General features: G+C 63.8%; 21 protein-coding genes. 10 read left to right on the top strand and 11 right to left on the bottom strand.

What is annotated here, in order from left to right; translation table 11 throughout:
- The first annotated feature begins 118 nt into the window (after nt 1-118).
- Both NKI18_RS05890 and NKI18_RS05885 read left to right on the top strand, forming a co-directional pair.
- Nucleotides 119-883 carry a copper homeostasis protein CutC gene (locus NKI18_RS05890; RefSeq protein WP_352618371.1) on the top strand — a complete coding sequence of 255 codons (765 nt, stop codon included), beginning with the start codon at nt 119-121 and terminating at the stop codon, nt 881-883.
- A 31-nt stretch (nt 884-914) separates the two neighbouring features.
- Complete coding sequence (locus tag NKI18_RS05885) at nt 915-1,403, top strand: GNAT family N-acetyltransferase (RefSeq protein ID WP_352618504.1); 489 nt, start codon at nt 915-917, stop codon at nt 1,401-1,403.
- Between the two features lie 19 nt (nt 1,404-1,422).
- Here the strand turns inward: NKI18_RS05885 and NKI18_RS05880 are convergent, their stop codons facing one another.
- Entirely contained in the window at nt 1,423-2,445 is a 1,023-nt protein-coding gene (locus tag NKI18_RS05880; RefSeq protein ID WP_352618373.1) for an acyltransferase family protein, read from the bottom strand.
- 375 nt (nt 2,446-2,820) lie between these two features.
- On the opposite strand from NKI18_RS05880, the gene NKI18_RS05875 reads away from it, so the two are divergent.
- Genes NKI18_RS05875 through NKI18_RS05865 form a run of 3 tightly spaced genes read left to right on the top strand, consistent with a single transcriptional unit; the run spans nt 2,821 to nt 5,253 of the window.
- On the top strand, nt 2,821-3,531 hold the full coding sequence (locus NKI18_RS05875; RefSeq protein WP_353019095.1) for a fumarylacetoacetate hydrolase family protein: 711 nt from the start codon (nt 2,821-2,823) through the stop codon (nt 3,529-3,531).
- A complete protein-coding gene (maiA, locus tag NKI18_RS05870) occupies nt 3,528-4,178 on the top strand; it encodes a maleylacetoacetate isomerase (protein ID WP_023676422.1) in 651 nt (216 codons plus the stop codon). The genes NKI18_RS05875 and maiA overlap by 4 nt, the downstream gene beginning before the upstream one ends.
- A 34-nt stretch (nt 4,179-4,212) precedes the next feature.
- Nucleotides 4,213-5,253, top strand: coding sequence for a zinc-dependent alcohol dehydrogenase family protein (locus tag NKI18_RS05865; RefSeq protein WP_352618378.1), 1,041 nt, complete (start codon nt 4,213-4,215; stop codon nt 5,251-5,253).
- A gap of 19 nt (nt 5,254-5,272) precedes the next feature.
- Here the strand turns inward: NKI18_RS05865 and NKI18_RS05860 are convergent, their stop codons facing one another.
- Complete coding sequence (locus NKI18_RS05860; RefSeq protein WP_352618506.1) at nt 5,273-6,166, bottom strand: LysR family transcriptional regulator; 894 nt, start codon at nt 6,164-6,166, stop codon at nt 5,273-5,275.
- Nucleotides 6,167-6,305: 139 nt separating this feature from the next.
- Between NKI18_RS05860 and NKI18_RS05855 the strand changes: the two genes are divergently transcribed.
- Entirely contained in the window at nt 6,306-7,754 is a 1,449-nt protein-coding gene (locus NKI18_RS05855; RefSeq protein WP_502900657.1) for an MFS transporter, read from the top strand.
- A gap of 43 nt (nt 7,755-7,797) precedes the next feature.
- Here NKI18_RS05855 and NKI18_RS05850 read toward each other — a convergent pair whose 3' ends face one another.
- Nucleotides 7,798-8,676, bottom strand: a complete 879-nt coding sequence (locus tag NKI18_RS05850) for a DMT family transporter (RefSeq protein WP_352618381.1) — start codon at nt 8,674-8,676, stop codon at nt 7,798-7,800.
- A 104-nt stretch (nt 8,677-8,780) separates the two neighbouring features.
- Between NKI18_RS05850 and NKI18_RS05845 the strand changes: the two genes are divergently transcribed.
- Nucleotides 8,781-10,184: an aminotransferase-like domain-containing protein gene (locus tag NKI18_RS05845; protein WP_352618383.1), complete on the top strand. Its 1,404-nt coding sequence runs from the start codon at nt 8,781-8,783 to the stop codon at nt 10,182-10,184.
- A 39-nt stretch (nt 10,185-10,223) separates the two neighbouring features.
- On the opposite strand, the gene NKI18_RS05840 is transcribed toward NKI18_RS05845, so the two are convergent.
- The 3 genes from NKI18_RS05840 to NKI18_RS05830 all read right to left on the bottom strand — a co-directional run bounded on the left by NKI18_RS05840 (nt 10,224) and on the right by NKI18_RS05830 (nt 12,676).
- On the bottom strand, nt 10,224-10,721 hold the full coding sequence (locus NKI18_RS05840; RefSeq protein WP_023676428.1) for a MaoC family dehydratase: 498 nt from the start codon (nt 10,719-10,721) through the stop codon (nt 10,224-10,226).
- A gap of 138 nt (nt 10,722-10,859) precedes the next feature.
- Nucleotides 10,860-11,288 carry a phasin family protein gene (locus tag NKI18_RS05835; protein WP_352454553.1) on the bottom strand — a complete coding sequence of 143 codons (429 nt, stop codon included), beginning with the start codon at nt 11,286-11,288 and terminating at the stop codon, nt 10,860-10,862.
- Nucleotides 11,289-11,371: 83 nt separating this feature from the next.
- Entirely contained in the window at nt 11,372-12,676 is a 1,305-nt protein-coding gene (locus NKI18_RS05830) for a DUF445 domain-containing protein (RefSeq protein ID WP_353019094.1), read from the bottom strand.
- A 191-nt stretch (nt 12,677-12,867) separates the two neighbouring features.
- Between NKI18_RS05830 and rirA the strand changes: the two genes are divergently transcribed.
- A complete protein-coding gene (gene rirA, locus NKI18_RS05825) occupies nt 12,868-13,329 on the top strand; it encodes an iron-responsive transcriptional regulator RirA (RefSeq protein ID WP_023676431.1) in 462 nt (153 codons plus the stop codon).
- A 218-nt stretch (nt 13,330-13,547) separates the two neighbouring features.
- Here rirA and NKI18_RS05820 read toward each other — a convergent pair whose 3' ends face one another.
- From NKI18_RS05820 to hemP, 5 genes are read right to left on the bottom strand one after another with little or no spacing between them, the layout of a single operon-like run.
- Complete coding sequence (locus NKI18_RS05820) at nt 13,548-14,336, bottom strand: heme ABC transporter ATP-binding protein (protein WP_352618387.1); 789 nt, start codon at nt 14,334-14,336, stop codon at nt 13,548-13,550.
- A 10-nt stretch (nt 14,337-14,346) separates the two neighbouring features.
- Nucleotides 14,347-15,450: a FecCD family ABC transporter permease gene (locus NKI18_RS05815; RefSeq protein WP_352618390.1), complete on the bottom strand. Its 1,104-nt coding sequence runs from the start codon at nt 15,448-15,450 to the stop codon at nt 14,347-14,349.
- Nucleotides 15,451-15,455: 5 nt separating this feature from the next.
- Nucleotides 15,456-16,364, bottom strand: coding sequence for a heme/hemin ABC transporter substrate-binding protein (locus NKI18_RS05810; protein ID WP_352618392.1), 909 nt, complete (start codon nt 16,362-16,364; stop codon nt 15,456-15,458).
- 11 nt (nt 16,365-16,375) lie between these two features.
- On the bottom strand, nt 16,376-17,434 hold the full coding sequence (locus NKI18_RS05805) for a hemin-degrading factor (RefSeq protein ID WP_352618394.1): 1,059 nt from the start codon (nt 17,432-17,434) through the stop codon (nt 16,376-16,378).
- 9 nt (nt 17,435-17,443) lie between these two features.
- Nucleotides 17,444-17,650, bottom strand: a complete 207-nt coding sequence (hemP, locus tag NKI18_RS05800) for a hemin uptake protein HemP (protein ID WP_352451949.1) — start codon at nt 17,648-17,650, stop codon at nt 17,444-17,446.
- 201 nt (nt 17,651-17,851) lie between these two features.
- Here hemP and NKI18_RS05795 point away from each other — a divergent pair, with 201 nt between their 5' ends.
- Entirely contained in the window at nt 17,852-20,065 is a 2,214-nt protein-coding gene (locus NKI18_RS05795; RefSeq protein WP_502900656.1) for a TonB-dependent hemoglobin/transferrin/lactoferrin family receptor, read from the top strand.
- A 4-nt stretch (nt 20,066-20,069) separates the two neighbouring features.
- Nucleotides 20,070-20,501: a hypothetical protein gene (locus NKI18_RS05790; RefSeq protein ID WP_352618399.1), complete on the top strand. Its 432-nt coding sequence runs from the start codon at nt 20,070-20,072 to the stop codon at nt 20,499-20,501.
- Nucleotides 20,502-20,541: the final 40 nt, after the last annotated feature.

The raw sequence follows: 20,541 nt of genomic DNA, 5'->3' as shown, positions 1-20,541 counted from the left end.
AGCGGCAAAATTGGAGCACCGCCGGCCGCCCTGTCGCGTGTTGAGCCAACACTTCCGGCTTTCATCGCACCATGCCCGATGCTACCGCTGGCCAGCTGAAATCATCGACGGATCGCCCATGACCGAGACCGAACGCCCTCGCCTCCCGCTGATCGAGATCTGCGTCGAAGGCATAGACGGCCTGCTGGCCGCGCAAGCCGCAGGCGCCGACCGTGTCGAGCTCTGTGCCAGCCTGATCGAGGGCGGCATCACGCCGAGCTTCGGCACGGTGCGCGCCGCGCTCGAGGTGGCGACGATCCCGTTCCACGTCATCGTGCGGCCGCGCGGCGGCGATTTTCTCTATGGCGAAGCCGAATATCGTTCGATGCTCGCCGATGTCGGCGCGCTTGCCGAGCTCGGCGTCGCCGGTGTCGTCGTCGGTTGCCTCGCTGCCGATGGCACTATCGACGAACAGCGCATGAGCGAATTGGTTAAGGCGGCGGGAAGCTTGAACGTCACCTGCCACCGCGCCTTCGACATGACCCGCGACCCGACAGAGGCGCTGGAGACGCTGATCCGCTGCAAGGTCGGCCGCGTGCTGACCAGCGGCCAGCGCGACACGGCGCTCGAGGGCGCTGACCTGCTCGCCGATCTTGTCAGGCAGGCCGGCGACCGCATCATCATCCTCGGCTGCGGCGGGCTTGATCCCGAGAACATCGGCAAGGTGCGGAGGAAAACCGGGTTGAGCGAAATGCACTTCGCCGCGCTCAAGGACGTGCCGAGTGCCATGCGCTACCGCAACCCGAAAGTCGGCATGGGCGGCACCGACCTCGACCGCGAATACCGCAACACCGTGACCGACGAGGCGCTGGTGGCGGCGACCATCGCCGCTGCCCGGACATGATCCTGGAAGATCGAACAAAAACATGATCGAAATGCGTTTGCCGATCGAACGGGTTTCGCCGCAGGATGAGCCCGCCATCCTCGCGCTCAACAACGAGCACGCTGCGGAATTATCATGGCTCGAACCTGAGCGCCTGTCCTTCCTGCTCGGCGAAGCGTTTTACGCGCGCCGTATCGGTGCGCTCGAAGCCTTCATCATGACCTTCGACCAGCACGCGAGCTACGACAGCCCTAACTTCCTGTGGTTTCGCCAGCGCTACCCGCGGTTCGTCTATGTCGATCGCGTCGTGGTCGCCGCCGCAGCGCGCGGGCGCGGCCATGCCCGCCGGCTGTACGAGGATCTGTTCGAGCAGGCGTCACGCGTGGGCCAGGCGATCGTCACCTGCGAAGTCAATGCCGAGCCACCCAATCCGGCTTCGGACGCCTTCCATGCCGCACTCGGCTTTGCGGAAGTGGGCGACGCGGTAATCCACGGCGGCAGGAAAGCCGTGCGGTATTATGCAAGACGGATCGCCGGCTGAACGGCGGGCGCCGTTCGCCCTACCAATTGCGGTTCAGCCAGGAGCGGGCCGGCTTTTCGATGATGTAGTAGCTGCACAGCGCGCAAGCGAACGCCGCCGCAAGCATCAACCACGGCGAACTGCCTTTTATGTCGACGATTTGATAAAAGGGCTGCTGCCAGAGATAGAGCGAATACGACCACAGCCCCAGCATCGTCATCGGCAGGGACGATAGAAACCCGGTCAGATACCGGCTGCTGAAGTCGAGCAAATTGACGGCGAGTGCCAACAGCGGCACCGCGACCAGATAGTGGATCGGGGTTGGCACGGCAGCCATGAAAAGGAGCACAGCCACTACTGAGGCCGCCGGGGCGACATGCGGCCCCTTGAGCAGCGCCGGCAGCCTGTCGTCGGCCTTGAGCAGGCATATCACCGCCGACAGCAGGATCGAGGCGATGTGCACGTCGGTGCGCCAATAGGTGCCCTCGTAGCCTATTGCGAGCACCCAGTAGGAGATGGCGCCGTTTGCCATGGCCAGCACCGACAATGCACCGAGCAACGTGATGACCCGGGACCGCCCCGAGACGACGACGCTGATCAGCGCCAGGATGATATAGGCGTGCTCTTCGACGCAGAGCGACCAGATATGGTCGAGCGCGCCGGCGCGGGTGACGAGAATTCCGGCATAGTTGTAGGTGAACGTCAGCGCCGTCAGCGCCGCCTTCCATTTGAAGGCGATGAATGTGCCGGACAAGGCAACCATCGCGGCGACGACGAAGATGAGTAGTGCCGGGTAGATGCGGGAGAACCGGCGCTTGAAGAATTTCTTTAGCGGATAGTATTCGACAAACAGGATCTCGGCCATCAGCCGGCCGCTGAGCACGAAGAAGAATTCGACGCCCAGGACGCCGAGATTGATGCCGGGAACGGGGAAGAAATGGCCGATCAGCACCAGCGCGATCGACAGGCCGCGCCAGCCGTCGAGATAGGCAAGTCTGGTTCTTGCCGAGCTATCGGCGACAGGCCTGGACACGACAAGACGCGTCGCGGAGATGTCCGTCATGCCGGTCCCTTCATTGAACCTGCGAAAGGCGGGCTGGAGGCCGCATTCCTCCAGCTATATTGCAGCGCACCAGAACTTTGTGCAAGTGCGAGATAACGACACGCCCGAAGTACGGGGGACGGACCGAAAGGGGGCTGTCACGTCCGTTCCCCGAAACCAACGGTCGACAGTCTCAGGCGTTGGCGGCAGGCGCTGCGCGCCATGGCCAGCTTAATGGCAAATAGTACATTGCCATCTTGGCTGGCTAAAGCAGAATGTACCCACGATTTCCGCGGCGCCGTGCGGCAGGCCTGCCCTTCCGCCATCCAATGCCTTGCCCGTTTGCCCAAATCGGCCGAATGTGCCGGGGACAGATCCACTGAACAGAGACAGTGCATGACCGGCTTCGTCCTTCCCCTGCCCGCAACCCCGTCGGTGGCCGTGGCCGGCTGGCCGGAGCGTTTTGCCGTGCGCCGGATCTTCTGCGTCGGCCGCAACTACGCCGCTCATGCCCGCGAGCTCGGCAATGACGAGCGCGACCCTCCCTTCTTCTTCACCAAACCGGGCGACGCAGTGGTCGACGCGGCAGTCGGTTCGGGCACCACGATCCCCTACCCGCCGCTGACCCAAAACCTGCATCACGAAATCGAGCTGATCGTCGCGATCGGCAGAGCCGGCTTTCGCATACCGCGCGAGCGGGCGCTGGACCATGTCTGGGGCTACGGCGTCGGCGTCGACCTGACTCGCCGCGACCTTCAGGACGAGGCGAAAAAGGCGGCAAGGCCGTGGGACTGGTCGAAAGCCTTCGACCGTTCGGCGCCCTGCGGTCCGCTGGTTCCGGCGCAAAAATCCGGTCATCCCGACAAGGGCCGCATCTGGCTCGCGGTCGACGGCGAGATCAGGCAGGACGGCGACCTCGCCGAACTGATCTGGCCGGTTCCCGACATCGTCTCGATTTGCAGCGAGGCGCTAGAGCTTAAGCCCGGCGACCTGATCTTCACCGGAACACTGGCTGGCGTCGGCGCCGTCGGGCCGGGCGAAAAGATCACCGGTGGCGTCGACGGCATCGGCGAAATCGAACTGACCATCGGCCAACCGATCCGATGAGCGACATCGTCCTCCATAACTACTACCGCTCCTCGACCTCTTACCGGGTGCGGATCGCGCTGGAGATGAAGGGCCTGTCCTACGACTACGTGCCGCATCATTTGCGCCACGGCGAGCATCTCGAACCCGCCTACCTCGCGGTCAATCCGCAAGGGCTGGTGCCGGCACTGGTCCTGGACGACGGCACGCTGCTGACGCAATCGCTGGCGATCATCGAATATTTCGACGAGACCACGCCTGAGCCGCCGCTGCTGCCCAAGGATGCGCCTGGCCGCGCCCGCGTCAGGATGCTGGCGCAGATGATCGCCTGCGACATCCATCCGGTGAACAATCTGCGCGTGCTGACCTCGCTGCGCACACTGTTCGGCGCCGGCGACCAGGATGTCGTCAACTGGTTCCGGCACTGGGTCAATGAAGGCTTCCAGCCGCTTGAAAAGATTCTGGCTTCCTCGCCCGAGACCAAGACATTCTGCCATGGCGACACGCCGGGGCTGGCCGACATCTGCCTGGTCGCACAGGTCACCAGCAATGCCCGCTTCGGCGTCGACATGACGCCCTACCCGACGATCTCGCGCATCAATGCCGCCTGCATGGCGCTGCCGGCGTTCCAGAAGGCCGCGCCTGAGAACCAGATCGATGCCGAGTAGACCGCAAATTGCATGAAGTGATGAGGAACTGCCGATGAACGCCGTCGTCTTCGAAAAGTTCGGCGAAACGCCAACGATCCAGACCGTTCCCGATCCGGAGCCGGCACCGGAAGGCGTCGTCATCAAGGTGGAGGCGACCGGCCTCTGCCGCAGCGACTGGCATGGCTGGATGGGCCACGACGACAGCATCCGCCTGCCGCATGTGCCGGGCCACGAACTGGCCGGCGTCGTGGTCTCCGCAGGCAACCAGGTGACCCGCTGGAAGGGCGGCGAGCGCGTCACCGTGCCGTTTGCCGTCGGCTGCGGCCGCTGCTTCGAATGCACCTCGGGCAATCACCAGGTGTGCGAGCACCAATTCCAGCCCGGCTTCACTGCCTGGGGTTCGTTCGCCGAATATGTCGCCATCGACCATGCCGACACCAATCTCGTGCGCTTGCCCGACGAGATGGAATTCGCCACCGCCGCCAGCCTCGGCTGCAGGTTCGTCACCTCGTTCCGCGCCATCGTCGACCAGGGCCGGGTGACGCCCGGCGAATGGGTGGCGGTGCACGGCTGCGGCGGCGTCGGCCTGTCGGCGATCATGATCGCCAGCGCCATGGGCGCCAATGTCGTCGCCATCGACCTCACCGACGAGAAGCTGGACTTTGCCAAAAAGATCGGCGCGGTGGCGACGATCAACGCGGCAAAGACGCCGAACGTGGTCAAGGCGGTCAAGCAGATCACCAATGGCGGCGCGCACATGTCGATGGACGCGCTCGGCCACCCCAGTACCTCGTTCAACTCGATCGCAAACCTGCGCCGCCGCGGCCGCCACGTGCAGGTCGGCCTGATGCTCGGCGACCATGCCAGGCCGCAGATACCGATGGACAAGGTGATCGCATTCGAGCTCGAAATCCGCGGCAGCCACGGCATGCAGGCCTTCCGCTACCAGGCGATGATGGAGATGATCCGCACCGGCAAGCTGAAACCCGAACTGCTGGTCGGCAAGAAGATCAGCCTCGAAGAGGCGCCGGCCGCATTGATGGCGATGGGCGGCTTCGAAGGCATAGGCATCGGCGTGGTGACCAGATTCTAGATCACGCCCTGAGTCTGGATCAGCGAAACGACGCGCAGACCTCCCGCACGCAGGCTCGCAGCCAGCGTTGTGCCGGATCGGCATCGAGTCGCGGATGCCACAGCATCGAAATGGTGACCTCCTCGATATCGACCGGCAACGGGAAGCTGTACATGCCCGTGCGCGCGCCCAGGGTGTGCCGTTCGGGGACGCTGGCGATCAGATCGGAGGCGCGCGCCATGGCGAGCGTGGCCGAGAAGCTGGAAACCATGCACACGATCGTCCGCTGGAGACCGAGCAGTTTCAAGGCCTCGTCGATCGGGCCCTTTTCGCGGCCACGCCGCGAAACGCTGATGTGGCGGCCGGCCGCATAGCGTTCCGGCGTCATTGGGCCCTCGCCCAGCCTGTGACCCGTTCGCACCGCACCGATGAAGCGGTCGCGAAACAGCGCCTGAATGCGCATTTCGGGGCTCGTTTCACTGGCAACCCCGATTTCGAGATCAACCGCCGCGTCACGCAACGACATGTCGTTCTTGTCGGATTTCGGCGCAAAACGCAGCCGCACGCCAGGTGCATCCGCTTCGACACGGGTCAGAAGACGCGGTGCGAACTCCTCGACGAAACTTTCGTTGGCGCGCAGCGTGAAGACGTTGTCGAGAGCAGAGAGGTCGAGGAGCTTGGCCGGGCGCAGCAGCGCTTCCGCATCCTGAACGACTCGGCCTACCTGTTGCTGCAATTCGAGCGCGCGCGGCGTCGCAACCAGGCCACGGCCGGCCCGGACCAACAATGGGTCGCCTGTCGCCTGGCGCAACCGCGCCAACGTCCGGCTCATCGCCGAGGGACTGAGGCGCAGCCGCCCGGCCGCGCGCGCCACACTGCCCTCGGTCAGCAGCACATCGAGGGCGACAAGCAGATTGAGATCTGGCGACGACATGGAAGGACCGTAGCACAGCTCGGCCGCGATGTGGCGTTTCATGCACGAATAAGATGCAAATACTGCGCCTTCCGCCACATCATGCGAGGGAATAGCGTCCGACAGCTCCGATTGGGGGCTGCCGGCAAAGGAGTTCACCTTGGCATCGACCGCTGAAAAGACCTGGGACGAAGTTGCCCCGGTGAGCGCACGCTCGACCCGATGGGCATTGGCAAGCCTGTCGCTTTCAACGCTGCTGTCGTCGCTCGCCACCAGCATCGCCAGCGTCGGGCTGCCATCGCTGATGCAGGCGTTCGGCGCATCGTTCCAGCTCGTGCAATGGGTCGTCCTGGCCTATCTGCTCGCCATCACCACCTTGATTGTCAGCGTCGGGCGGCTCGCCGACATATTCGGCCGCAGACCGCTATTGCTCGGCGGCATTGCCCTGTTCACCTTCGCATCGGTGCTTTGCGGGCTCGCGCCGACACTCTGGCTGCTGATCGCCGCACGGGCGGCACAGGGGCTCGGCGCGGCCATTATGATGGCTCTGACGCTGGCCTTTGTCGCCGACGCGGTTCCCCGGGATAAAACCGGCAGCGCCATGGGCCTGCTCGGCGCCATGTCGGCGATCGGCACCACGCTTGGCCCCTCCCTTGGCGGACTGTTGATCGCCGGCCTCGGCTGGCGCGCGATCTTCCTCATCAATCTGCCGTTGGGGGTGCTGGCCTTTGCGCTTGCCTGGCGCTTCCTGCCGGCCGGAAAAAAGACGCCAGGTCGGCGCGGTTTCGACGGGATCGGCACGGCTTTGCTCGCGCTGACGCTAGCCGCCTATGCGCTCGCCATGACCCTTGGGCGTGGCAGTTTTGGTTCTCTCAATGTCGGCTTGCTGATTGCCGCCACCGTGGCTGGCCTGCTGTTTGTCATTGCGCAGACAAGGGTCCAGAACCCTTTGATCCAGCCTGCGAGGTTCCGCGACCAGGCGTTGAACGCAAGCCTCGCCATGAACCTGATCGTCGCCACGGTGATGATGGCGACGCTGGTGGTCGCACCATTCTATCTGTCGCGCGCGCTTGGGCTAGACGCAGCCATGGTCGGGCTGGTTCTGTCGACCGGCCCTCTGATTACCGCATTGGCGGCGCTGCCGGCCGGACGCCTGGTCGATCGTTTCGGGGCGAACCGGATCATGATCGTCGGCCTGTTCGATCTCGCTATTGGCACCTTTGCTCTGTCGCGGGCGGAATTCGGTATTGCCGGCTATGTCGTACCAATCATCATCGTCTGCACCGGCTACAGCCTGTTTCAGACCTCCAACAATTCGGCCGTGATGACGGGCGTCGCACCCGACCAGCGTGGCGTCGTCTCCGGCCTGCTCAATCTGTCGCGCAATCTCGGCCTGATCACCGGTGCGTCGGTGATGGGCGCGGTGTTCGCCTTCGCATCGGCTGGGGAAGGCACTGGCTTGGCAGTGTTGGCACCTGCGGCAGCGGCACGAGGGATGCAGGTCACTTTCCAGGTGGCGACGGGCCTGGTGCTGATGGCGCTGATCCTTGCGGTATTTTCAGCCCGCGCCACTGCCGGGCGAACTGATATCGTTGCCAAGCATCCTTGAGGATTTCCACCCGGTTCGCATGCAACTCCGGCAGCCGGCGCACCTATCTCGCATATCTCTTGGCACCGACGACGCAAAGTACGACGGCGGCGGTGACGGCGATCATGGCGGGACTGACCTGCTCATGCAGCAGCGCTGCCGCCAGCCCCAGGCCGAAGAAGGGCTGCAGCAGTTGCAACTGCCCGACCGCGGCGATGCCGCCTTGCGCCAGGCCGCGATACCAGAACACGAAACCGATCAGCATGCTGAACAGCGAGACATAGGCCAGACCAATCCATGCGCCCCTGCCGGCACTTTCGAGCGACGGCGGCATAGTGATGAACGTCAGCGCCAGCATGAGGGGCAGCGACAGCACCAGCGCCCACGAAATCACCTGCCAGCCGCCGAGTTTGCGCGACAGCGCCGCTCCTTCGGCATAGCCCAATCCGCACACGATGATGGCGGCCAGCATCAAGATGTCGCCGAGCGGCGAGACCGACAGGCCTTGGGTGACTGCGAAACCGGCGACAAGGGCGCTGCCGAGGCACGAGAACAGCCAGAACGCCGGCTTCGGGCGATCGCCGCCTCGAACCACGCCGAAGATCGCGGTCGCCAACGGCAACAGGCCGACGAAGATGATGGAGTGAGCCGACGTGATGTGCTTGAGCGCCAGCGCCGTCAGCAGGGGAAAGCCGACCACGACGCCAAGCGCCACGATCGCCAGCGGGAACAGATCTCGCCGCTCCGGACGCTTCTGACGAAAAACGAGCAGCAGCGCCAGGCCGAGGATGCCCGCCGAAGCCGCACGGGCGACCGTTACGAACACCGGATCGAAATCCATCACCGCCACGCGCGTCGCCGGAAGCGAACCGCTGAAGATCAGCACGCCTATGAACCCGTTGACCCAGCCACTCGCCGCCCAACTACTCGCCGCCTTGTCCATCGATGCCCCGCTGATTTCGCCCTCTATCGGGCCGGGCGTCTGGCTCCGCCAGAGACAATCAGGTACAGTTTGACAAAACCGTCATGGTAGGGCGAGCAGTACGGATGGATGAGCAGACGACAACAGATGAGAGCAGCCGGACGCTTGTCGAAAGCGTCATGGCGACGATCAGGCACAGGATCGCCGCGCGCAGCCTCACACCGGGAACGCGGCTGCCTTCGATCCGGGCGTTTGCGAAGGCCATGCAGGTTTCCAAATCCACCGTGGTCGAAGCCTATGAGCGTCTTGCGGCAGAAGGCATGATCCGCTCGCGGCCGGGCTCGGGTTTCTATGCCGCCGGACCGTTGGCTCCGTTGTCGCTGGCCGAGATCGGCCCCAGGCTTGACCGTGCCGTCGACCCGCTCTGGGTCTCGCGCCAATCGCTGGAAGCCGGCGACGGCGTCCTGAAACCGGGTTGCGGCTGGCTGCCGGCAACATGGATGCCCGAGGCTGGATTGCGCCGGGCACTGCGGACGACGGCCCGCGCCGACGACGCCGCGCTGACGGACTACGGCACGCCGCTCGGCTTGCCGGCGCTACGCCATCTGCTGGCGCGGCGCATGGCCGAGCACGGCATCGAAGCCTCTCCGGACCAGATCATGCTGACGGAATCGGGCACTCAGGCGATCGACCTGCTGTGCCGGTTCCTGCTCGAACCGGGTGACACGGTGTTGGTCGACGATCCCTGCTACTTCAACTTCCATGCCCTGTTGCGCGCCCATCGGGCCAAGGTGATCAGCGTCCCCTACACGCGCTCGGGTCCGGACATCGAGTTGTTCGCGCAGGCGCTGAACGAGCATCGGCCGCGCCTCTACATTACCAATTCGGCGCTCCACAATCCGACCGGCGCGATATTGTCGCCGGTCGTTGCCCATCGGCTGCTGAAGCTCGCCGACCAGTCGGGGCTGACGATCATCGAGGACGATATCTTCGCCGATTTCGAACACACACCGGCGCCCAGGTTGGCGGCCTTCGACGGCCTCAGCCGGGTCATCCATATCGGAAGCTTTTCCAAGACGCTGTCGGCATCGGTGCGCTGCGGCTTCATCGCCGCTCCTCGCGACTGGATGGAAGGTTTGACCGATCTCAAGATCGCCACATCCTTTGGCAGCGGGCGACTTGCATCCGAACTGGTGCTGACGCTGCTGAAGGACGGCCTCTATCGCAAGCACGTCGATCTGCTGCGCGCGCGGCTCTCGCGCGCCATGGAAGAAACCGGCACCCGGCTCAGGGCAATCGGCATCGTGCCGTGGATAGATCAGCCGGCCGGCATGTTTCTATGGTGCAGGCTGCCGGAGGGAATAGATGCCGCGGACGTCGCCCGTCACGCTTTGTCGGCCAACGTCGTGCTTGCGCCCGGCAATGCGTTCAGCCTGTCCCGGTCGGCCAGCCGTTTCATGCGCTTCAACGTCGCGCAGTCCGGAGATGACCGGATTTTCAGGGCGCTTGAACAGGCGATGTCGCGTTGATTCGCGCTGCCGGAAGCCTGCTCGCCTGAGGCTGTGCTCTCAGGCCCCTGCCCGCTTGCGGCGTGCGTAAAGCATGACGAGCGTCTCGGCGGTCAGCGCCGGCCTCTGCTCGCCTTCGATCTCGACCGTATTGGCGGCCTTCATTAGATATTGCCCCGGACCTTTGTCTTCCATCGACAACAGCGTGGTGCGCAGCCTGATACGCGAGCCGACCCTGACCGGCGCCACGAAGCGCACTTTGTCGAAACCGTAATTGAACGCGGCCTGCGTGTTTTCGGGTACGATCCCCATCTCGAGCGCCAGCGCGCCGATGATCGACAGGGTCAGATAGCCATGCGCGATCGTGGTGCGGAACGGGCTTTGCCGCTTCGCCCGCTCGGGATCGACATGGATCCATTGATGATCGCCCGTGCATTCGGCAAACTGGTCGATGCGGTGCTGATCGACCAGCGTCCAGTCCGAAACGCCCAACTCCTGCCCGGCCATCGCCCTGAGTTGCTCGAAGGTCGGCGGCGTCCTCGGCCGTATCTGCGTCATTCCTGCTTTCCCGATCGCTTGCCTGTTCCGGACCACGACGGGCCGCCCCTGTCAATTCGCCAGTGCGATTCCAGCCCATAATCTTCGGCCGCGAACCGCCAGTCTTCGTCGCCGGCAAGCGTGCTGCTGGGGAACAGCTTATTTCTTGTCGTGGCCGGCGCGGATCTCCTCCATCGCCTCCTTGATGCGGCTGCGCAGGATTTCGATCGATTCGGTGCCGGACGCCCTCGCCAGTTCGGCCATCTCGCCGGCATTCTTCAGCGCGGTCTCGAAGGATTTCCTGGCGAACGCCGCCTGCTTCTGCATCATTTCCTGCGGATTGCCGGGCGCTCTGTAGCTTTGTGCCATGTCGGTGATTTCGCGCAGCGTGTCCTGCAGCATCTCGCGTTGCCTTGACAACAGCGCCGAGGCTCCAGCGGCGCTCGCCCGTGCCGACTTCTCCAGCGCTTCCAGGTTCTTGGCGTGGTGGGCGAGGATCGCCTCGACATCGACATTCGGCAGCTTCAGGTCGCGGCCGAACTTGCCGAACATGTCGATGAAGGACTCGGACTCCGGTCGTTTTGCCATGCTGGTTCTCTCCCCTTGTTGCCGTGAACGCCGCCACTGCACGGAAGATAGTGCAGCGAAGCTCAGCGGTCCATTCGGACGAGTCAGCCGACAAGAAACAGCCGTTCGGCAGTGTAGAGCACGAGCCCGGCAAGGCCACCGATGATCATGCCGTTGAAGCGGATATATTGCAGGTCCTTGCCGATGTTCATTTCGATAAGCCTTGTCAGTTGCGTGAGGTCCCAGCGCTTGACCTGGTCGGCGATGAACTTCGACACGCCGCTCTTCTGGCTTTCGACGAAGGACGCCAGCGCCACGATGAACCCCTGGTTCATGTCGGCCCTGATCTGCGCGTCGTCGGCAAGATGGCGGCCGACCTCGACGAACATGGTGGCGAGATGGTCGCGGATCATCGAATTCGGCGCCTTGGCGTCCTGTTCGATGAACAGCCGCAGGCTGTCCCACATATCGCCAGCCAGCGCGCTGAGCTCTGGCCGGGCAAGGAAATCGCGCTTCAGCTTTTCAGCGCGCCTGGCATATTGTTTGGATGTCCTCAACCGCTCGACGAAGGTTTCGACGAAAAGGTCGAATTCGGCTCGCATCGGATGGTGCGGATCGGCCCGCACCTCATCGAGCAGCGAGCCGGCCGACGCAATGATCTTCTTCAACAGATAGGCGTCGGCGCGAAACAGGTTGAACAGCGACGGCAGTTCCTCGCGGATCTTCTCGCGCATCGTCGCCAGCGCCTGCTCGTCGCTCAGGAAGCGGCCGACCACCTTGGTGAACTCGTCGAATAATTTCTGGTGGCGGCGATCGTCAGTCAGCGCCGACAGCAGCTCGGCGGCGAGCGGCGCCAGCGGCACCTTTTCGATCTGCTCCAGCATACGGCTGGTGACGAAGCCGCGCAGTCCGGATTGCTCGACCGCCGCCAGCGTCTGCGGCACCAGCCGGCCGACGAAGCGCGACAAATCGGCGGCGCGGTTCGGGTCGGCCAGCCAGTCCGCGACCAGCGCGGAAAAGTCGACCTCGGCGAGCTTTTCGCGCACCGGTTCCGGCGCCAGGAAATTCACCTCGATGAAGCGGCCGAGATTGTCGGCGATGCGATTCTGGTTTTCCGGGATGATGGCCGTATGCGGGATCGGCAGGCCAAGCGGCCGCCGAAACAGCGCCACCACCGCATACCAGTCCGCCAGGCCGCCGATCGTCGCCGCCTCGGCGAAAGCGGCGACGAAGTCCAACCACGCATGCCGGCTCTCGAGCGATTTCGCCACCGCAAAGACCAGCACGCAAAACGCAAGCGCTGCGGCGGCAACGAACTTGGTGCGCCTGAGCGCCGAAAGCTTGGCGTCGGCATCGGCGTCGAACCGGACGGACGCGACGGATGCAAATGCCGGGGCTGGTCGTGACATGATGGGCCGCTCCTGATCGTGTATGCGAACTTATCTAGTGTCGCCTGCCCCAGAAAGCGCGCCGCTGGTTCCGGTGCGCGCAATCGTGCACGCAAACTTGACGCCGGAATTCATCTATTATGCAGCGCCAGTCTGGAATTGTTCCAAACTATAGGCCATATTGACGCCAACCACTGTTATGTGAGGACACAATGCGGCTTACCCGTCAGACCAACTACGCCATGCGCATTCTGATGTATTGCGCCGCCAACACCGAGCGGTTGAGCCGCATCCCCGAGATCGCCGCCGCCTATTCGGTATCGGAACTTTTCCTGTTCAAGATCCTGCAGCCGCTGGTCGAAAACGGCCTGATCGAAACGGTGCGCGGCAGGAATGGCGGCGTCAGGCTCGGCCGCGCGGCCGAATCAATCAGCCTGTTCGATGTCGTGCGGGTAACGGAGGAAAGCTTTGCCATGGCCGAGTGCTTCGAGAACGACGCCGCCGAATGTCCGCTGGTCGACAGCTGCGCGCTGAATTCGGCATTGCGCGAAGCGCTCAACGCCTTCTTCGCCGTGCTGTCGCGCTACACGATCGCCGATCTGGTGGCGGCGCGCCCGAATGTGCGCCACCTGCTCGGCATCGACATGCTGGTGCAAAGGGCGCCGGCCGCCTGATTTTTGGTCGCATCTCAGTTGGTGAGGTCTGTTGATATTCAGGTCAGGCCGAGCCGAAAATGGTGGGTTGCGAGAACCGGAACGGAGCGTACGTTTGGTGCGTAAGTACCGGCCTGCGCCGGCCATAGCCTTAACTGCCGCACCCCTCATGAATGCTTCGGCCGGCGAAGGCCGGAAGCGCAGGAAACCGCCATTTGCAGGCCGGCATCACCTGAATATCAACAGACCGACTGCGGCAATACGAACGGCATGTTTGCCGCCGGCAACACGCCGACCTTCAGCCGGCAATCGAAGACCTTTTCGATCAGCTCGTCGCTGAGCACCTGTTGCGGCGAACCTGTCGCGGCGAGCCTGCCGCGATGCATGACGAAAATCCGGTCGGCATACATCGCCGTCAAATTGAGGTCGTGCAGGATGGCGACCACGCCGCCGCCGCGTCTGGCGAAATCGCGGGCGATGTCCATGATGATCAGCTGGTGCTTGATATCGAGGCTGGACACTGGCTCGTCGAGGAACAGATAGCGCGGCTTGCCGTCGAGCACCGGCGCCCAGACCTGGCACAGAACGCGGGCAAGCTGCACGCGCTGCTGCTCGCCGCCGGATAGCTCCTGGTAGAAGCGGCCGGCGAAACCCTCGAGGTCGACGCGAGCCAGCGCCCGTTCGGGCAGGCGCTGGTCCTCGCCGGGCAGCGCGCCGGAACGCCCGCCGACCAGGCCTAGCCTGACGATCTCACGCACGGTGAACGGGAAGGACAGCGTCGTCGCCTGCGGCAGCACCGCGCGCACCGTCGCCGCCTCGACCGGCTTCATCGCCGATAGATTGCGGCCGTTGACGGTGACCTCTCCCGAATAGCCAAGATCGCCGGACAGTGCTCTGAGGAAGGTCGTCTTGCCCGAACCGTTGGGGCCGACGATGGTCGCGATTTCGCCGGGCCGCGCCTCGAAATCGACATTGGCGACAATGCGCTTGCCGCCGATCGCCACCGAGACATCGCGCGCTTCGATCATAGGCAAACTTTCACAAGTCGATGACGCCGCGCTTGCGCAGCAGGATCCACAGGAAGAACGGCGCACCGGCGACCGCGGTGACGATGCCGATCGGCAATTCGGCCGGGGCAACGATGGTGCGGGCAACGGCGTCGGCCAACAGCAGCAGCGCGGCGCCGAGCAGGGCCGATGCCGGCAGCAGGTAACGGTTATCGGGGCCGATCAGCAGACGCAGCAGATGCGGCACGACGATGCCGACGAAGCCGATGCCGCCGCTGACCGCGACGGAGGCGCCGACCGCTGCCGAGACGCCGACGATCGCGGTGTATTTCAGCCGCTGCACCGGGATGCCGAGATGGCCGGCCGTGGCCTCGCCAAGCGCCAGCGCGTTGAGGCCGCGCGCCAGGAACGGCATTGCCGCCAGCGCCAGGACGATGACAGGCCCGACCGAGCTGATCTTCTGCCAGGTTGCGCCGCCTAGCGAGCCGAGCTGCCAAAAGGTCAGGTCGCGCAATTGCCGGTCGTCGGCCATGAAGATCAGGATGCCGGTCAGCGCCATGGCGAGCGCGGCGAGCGCGATGCCGGCGAGCAGCATGGTGGCGACCGAGGTCCGGCCTTGCCGTGTCGCGACCTGATAGAGCAGCAATGTCGTCGCCAACCCGCCGCAGAACGCAGCCAGCGGCAAAGCCATCGTGCCGAGCGCCGTAGTCAGCGGCGCCAGCATGGTCGAGCCAAGCACGATGACGGCGACCGCACCGAGGCTCGATCCCGCCGAAACGCCGATCAGGCCGGGGTCGGCCAGCGGATTGCGGAACAACCCCTGCATGACGGCACCGGAGACGGCAAGCGATGCGCCGACCAGTACGCCCAGAATGACGCGCGGCAGACGGATGTCATGGATGATCAGGCGGTCGCGGGCGCTCAATGCCGCGTCGCCGGGCAACGCGCCGAACAGCCAGTCATGCATGACGCCGATGGCCGAGGCATCGGATGCGCCGGAGGTCAGAGACAACAGCGCGGCGATAGCCAGCCCGACGCAGAGCAGCACGATGACGAGGCGGGCGCGCCGCGAACGGTCACCCTCGGCTGCCGTCGCCATGATGCCCGCCGCACCGGCAATCGAATGATCGGCCATCGCGCTCAATCCGTGACCTGGCCGCCATAGAGCGAGACGGCGAGGTCGTGGATGGCGTCGGCCGTGCGCGGGCCGAAGCCGAGCAGATAGCCGCCGTCCATGCGGATCAGCTTGCGGGCGGCACCCGCCGGCGTCGAAGCCACGGCAGGGTTAGAAAACAATTCGTCATCCGCGGTGGCCGGTCCGGCATTGTTCATCATCAGGATCACGTCGGGCCTGGCGGTGATGACTGCCTCGTCCGACAATTGCTTGTAGCCGGCAAAGCCGTCGACGGCGTTGATGCCGCCCGAAAGCTTGATGATGCCGTCGGCGGCGGTGTCGCTGCCGGCGGCAAGCAGCTTGCCGCCCTGCATCGACAGCACGAACAGGATGCGCCTGCGCTCCTTGATCGAGGCGGTCTGCTTTTCAGCTGCCTTCAGCTTGGCGTCTATCTCGGCTGCCAGCGCATCGGCCTTGGCGTCGGTGCCGAGCGCCTTGCCGACGATGTGGATCTTTTCGAGAATGCCTTGATTATCGTAGCGCTCGGTCACCTCGATGAACGGGATGCTTGATTTCTTCAAGACGTCGACGGCTTCCTTCGGTCCGCTGCCGTGCAGGGCCAATATGCCCGACGGATTGACCGACAGCACACCCTCCGGCGACAGCTGGCGCATGTAGCCGACATCCGGCAGTTCCACCGCCGCTTGCGGATAGCGGCTGGTCGAATCGCGTGCGACAAGGCGATCCTGTTCGCCGAGCGCGTAGACGATCTCGGTGATCGAGCCACCAATAGCCACGATCCTCGAGCGATCGGCGAAAGTCGCGATGCCCTCGGCGGCTTGAGCCGGCATCAGCGCGGCGAACGCCAGGAAAACAGCGGCCACAGGACCAGGCGCCGACCTGGAGACCGATGCCAGCCTGGAGAAAAGAACCATCGTCGTTTTCCTCAGGCTGCGGTCGGGCTTGGGATACGCGGCAGGTTTTCGGCAAGAAAGCGCCAGTCTTCGCGCTCGCTTTCGCCTTCATGCCGCTTGCCGAAGAACTGGATGATCATCTTGCCGTCGGCGCCATAGACTTCGAGCGACGTGACATGGCCGTCCTTAGTCGGCTTGCGCACGGCCCAGACCTCATCGATGTGGTCGGTCCGCAGGTGCAGATGGAAGGTCTGGTCGAGCACGTTGAGCCATGGTCCCATCGGCTTGATCGAGGCGACCGGGCCGGAATGGATCTGGATGCAGCCGCGATTGCCGACAAAGCACATGATCGGCATGGCGCCAGCAGCGGCGTGGTTGAACATGGCGTTCACCGCATCCTTGTCGACCAGCCAGGCGTAGTCCTGGCCGACCATGCGCACCGCCTGTCGGCGGCTGAGCTTCAGTGTCTTCAGCATGCCGAAGAACTGGTGCACGTCGGTCAGCCGGCTCCAGCGGTCGCGCAGATCGTCGATGCTCGCCGGGTTGTCCGCAGTCTCGGTCTCGTCGGCCGTGCCCGCTGAAATCGCCGCCGTCGGCTCCTGGTTCGGCGATTCCAGCCCGGCCACCAGTTTCTGATAGGCGTAAAGGTTGGAGGCTGGCCTGAGATGCACCTTGTGTACCGCCTCGCCTGCGGTATCGAAGAACTGCAGGCTGCGGCGGATATCGGCGCCATCGCGCTTTTCCACGGCAAAGCCGTGCGCCCAGACTTTTGGGAAAATGCGCAGGTCGATATTCTCACCGAGCACCATGGCATTGTGATTACCGGTGACGACCTTGTCGTAGACGCCGATCTTCTCGTGCACCGCGCTTTCGTTGCGGGTCAGCGCCATCACCTCACCGACAGCTTCGAGGCCAGTCAAAAGCTCGTTGACACGCGGCTCGACGCGCACGACGCCGTCGCCGCAATGCGCGGCGACCAGTTCGGCCTCCGAAATACCGAGCTGGGCGGCGAGGTCGCGCTCGCGCATTTTCGGATTGTCTGCCCGTGCCCGCCGGATCTCGTGCGGGGCGGGTTTTACGCGCTGGTCCATTTCTGCCACCTACTTGTTGAGGATGAGCTTGCCCTGCCGGGTGATCTTCAGCCGGTACAGCGCACCATGATGCTCGATGCCGATCTCGTGCTCGCCCTGGAACAGCGTGTTGCTGGACAGCGTTCTCACGGCCGATTGGACCCGGTCGAAACGGACGGAATTTTCGTCGGAACGGCGGACGCGATAGCGAAAGTCGCTGGGATTGTGCGTGTTCATGGGTTCGATCCCTTTCCTGTGCCTGGCATCTGGCTCGGCGCCTGCGTGAAATGCCGATTCAATTCTTGACTCGAATGATCATGTTATCTAGCAGTGCAATACCGGAGTAAATGAGTCAACATTTAAGACGCCGGACGCGATGAAAAATGCCAGCGAGCCCCAAGCCAGCCAGCATCCAACATGGATTCTTGGAGCTGCAGCATGGGGTTGGCGAATTGGGGACGGCTGGCGGGCAGCGGCCTGACACATTGTTCTATGACAAGCAAAATGGCCGCGTTGCTGGCCGGCGCGGCGGCGATCCCGCTGCTCGCCACACCGGCCGGCGCCCAGCAGGCCGCCCAACCGGCAGCCGACCAGCAGCAGACTGACCCGTCTCAACAGCCCGAAAAGGTAAAGCCGGCCCCGGCGGGTACCACATTGCTCGACAAGATCCTGATCCTCAGCCGTACCGGCGAGACGGCGATCGAGTCGCTTGCTTCAGCCAGCCATGTCGACGAGGAACAGCTCGAGCGCCGCATGGCGACGACGCCCAACGAAATGCTGTTCGGTGTGCCGGGTGTCGCCGTCCAGGCCGACGCAAGGCGTGTCAGTTCCAGCATCAACATCCGCGGCCTGCAGGACTTCGGCCGCGTCTCCGTCATCGTCGACGGCGCCCGCCAGAATTTCCAGCGCTCGGATCATGGCACGCAATCGACCTTCTACATCGATCCCGAATTGATCAAATCCGTCGATGTGATCCGCGGCCCGGTCGCCAACACCTATGGCTCCGGGGCGATCGGCGGCGTCGTATTTTTCGACACCAAGGATGCGCAGGATTTCCTCAAGCCTGACGAGACCTGGGCGGCATCCGCGACCGGGCGCTACGAAACCAACGGCGAAGGCTGGACCACCAGCGCCACCGGCGCCTATCGGATCAACGAGAACTGGGACGTGCTCGGCAATATCGTCTACCGCGACTATGACGACTACAAGCATGGCGGCGGCGACACTGTAGCGGGCACCGGCTTCGACGTCTTGAGCGGCCTCCTCAAGACGACCATCCGCCCCAGCGAAAACAGCGAGCTGAAGCTGGGCTGGATCGGCTCGAACGACGGATGGACCGAGACCAGCGGCAGCGCGCCGGTGAACGACGCCGACCTGAAGGCGAATACCTTCACGGCCCGCTACAACATCACCGACGAAGACAAGAGCTGGCTCGACCTCCACATCAACGCATCCTACAACAAGACCAAGCTCGATCTGACGACCCTTGTGGCGCAAAACCGGTTTGATCCGGTCACCGGTCTGCCCGTGGTTTTGCCGGCGGGTTCGAAATCGACGTTCGACATCGGCACCTCCGGCATCGACATTTGGAACACGTCGAGATTCGAGACCGTTGGAATCGCGCATGAGCTGACCTATGGCGGCGATTGGGTCGGCGACGATGTCGAGACAGGCGGCACGGCCGGCGGCGACAGCTTCTATACGCCCTCGGGCAACAGGAACGTCTCCGGCGCTTACGTTCAGGACAAGCTCATCTGGCACTGGCTCGAGGTCATCGCCGGGCTGCGTTACGACAGCTACAAGCTCGACAGCGATGTCGGCGAAACTTCTGGCGACCGGCTGTCGCCACGCATCACAGTGGGCATTTCGCCCTTCGAGAGCGCCAGCCTTTCCGGGCTGCAATTCTACGGCACCTACGCGGAAGGCTATCGTTCTCCGTCGCTGTCGGAGACCCTGATCAGCGGCAACCATCCAGCCGGCGTCAGCTTCCCGTTCCTCCCCAATCCCAATCTCAAGCCCGAAACCGGCAAGACCGTGGAGTTTGGCGTCAATTACAGCACCAACGGCGTCATTGAGGCCGACGACGCGTTGCGGCTGAAGGCGGCCTATTTCAACAACAATGTTGACGATTACATCGATGGCGTAACGCTATCGGCGTTCGACCCGACCAGCGGCTGCCCGTTCGGTCCGGGCATACCGATCTGCTTCCAGTATCAGAATTTCGCCAAGGCCAAGATTCACGGCTTTGAGATGGAGGGCGTCTATGATGCCGCCTGGGGCTTTGCCGGGCTTTCGGCGTCGTTCACCGACGGCCACACGATTTCCTATGAAGGCGAACGGGCGGACCTTGTCACCGTCCCCTCCTCCCAGGTCACCGGGCAACTCGGCTTTCGCTTCCTCGAGGACAGGCTGACCATCGGCGGCGAGGTGCAATACAACGGCAAGCCGCAGGGCAACCCGGTGGCCAGGGACTACACGCTGGTCAATGCCTTCGCCAGCTACCAGGCGACCGACAATTTCAAGGTCGATTTCCGCGCCGACAATCTGTTCGACGTCAAATACGCCAACCCGCTGAACGCATCGACCACCAGTGTTGTCTACGAGCCAGGCGTCACCCTGAAGCTGGCGGCGACCATGAGGTTTGGAGGCTGAGACAATGAAAGGCATGACGGCATCCCTTCATCTGTTCGCCGCGGCGCTGGCAATGTCGCTTGTTGCGGCTCCGGCGTGGACACAACAGCAAGCACCGGCGCTGATCCTCGAGCTGAACGGCGCGCAGCCCTCCGACAAGGGCTGCCGCCTGACCTTCGTCGTCACCAACAATCTCGGCGCCGGTCTTTCCAAGGCGGCGTTCGAGATCGCGCTGTTCAACGAGGCCGGCGTCGTCGACCGGCTGACCGTGCTCGACTTCAAGGAGCTGCCGGCAGGCAAGACCAAGGTGACGCGTTTCGATCTTGCCGGCACGGATTGCGGCAAGGTCAGCCGCGTGTTGATCAACAGCGCCACGGAATGCGCCGGCGCCGAGCCGAATGCCTGCATGCGCGGGCTGAAGACGCAGACCAGGACCGGCATCGCCTTCGGGGTCTGAATTTTGGGACCGGAACCCGCATTCGCACGAAACCCCGTCG

The organism is Mesorhizobium sp. M0800 (genome assembly GCF_040320095.1).
Classification (GTDB): Bacteria; Pseudomonadota; Alphaproteobacteria; order Rhizobiales; family Rhizobiaceae; genus Mesorhizobium.
The sequence above is the reverse complement of the archived record's forward strand: the minus strand, read 5'-3'. Positions and strand labels throughout refer to the sequence as shown.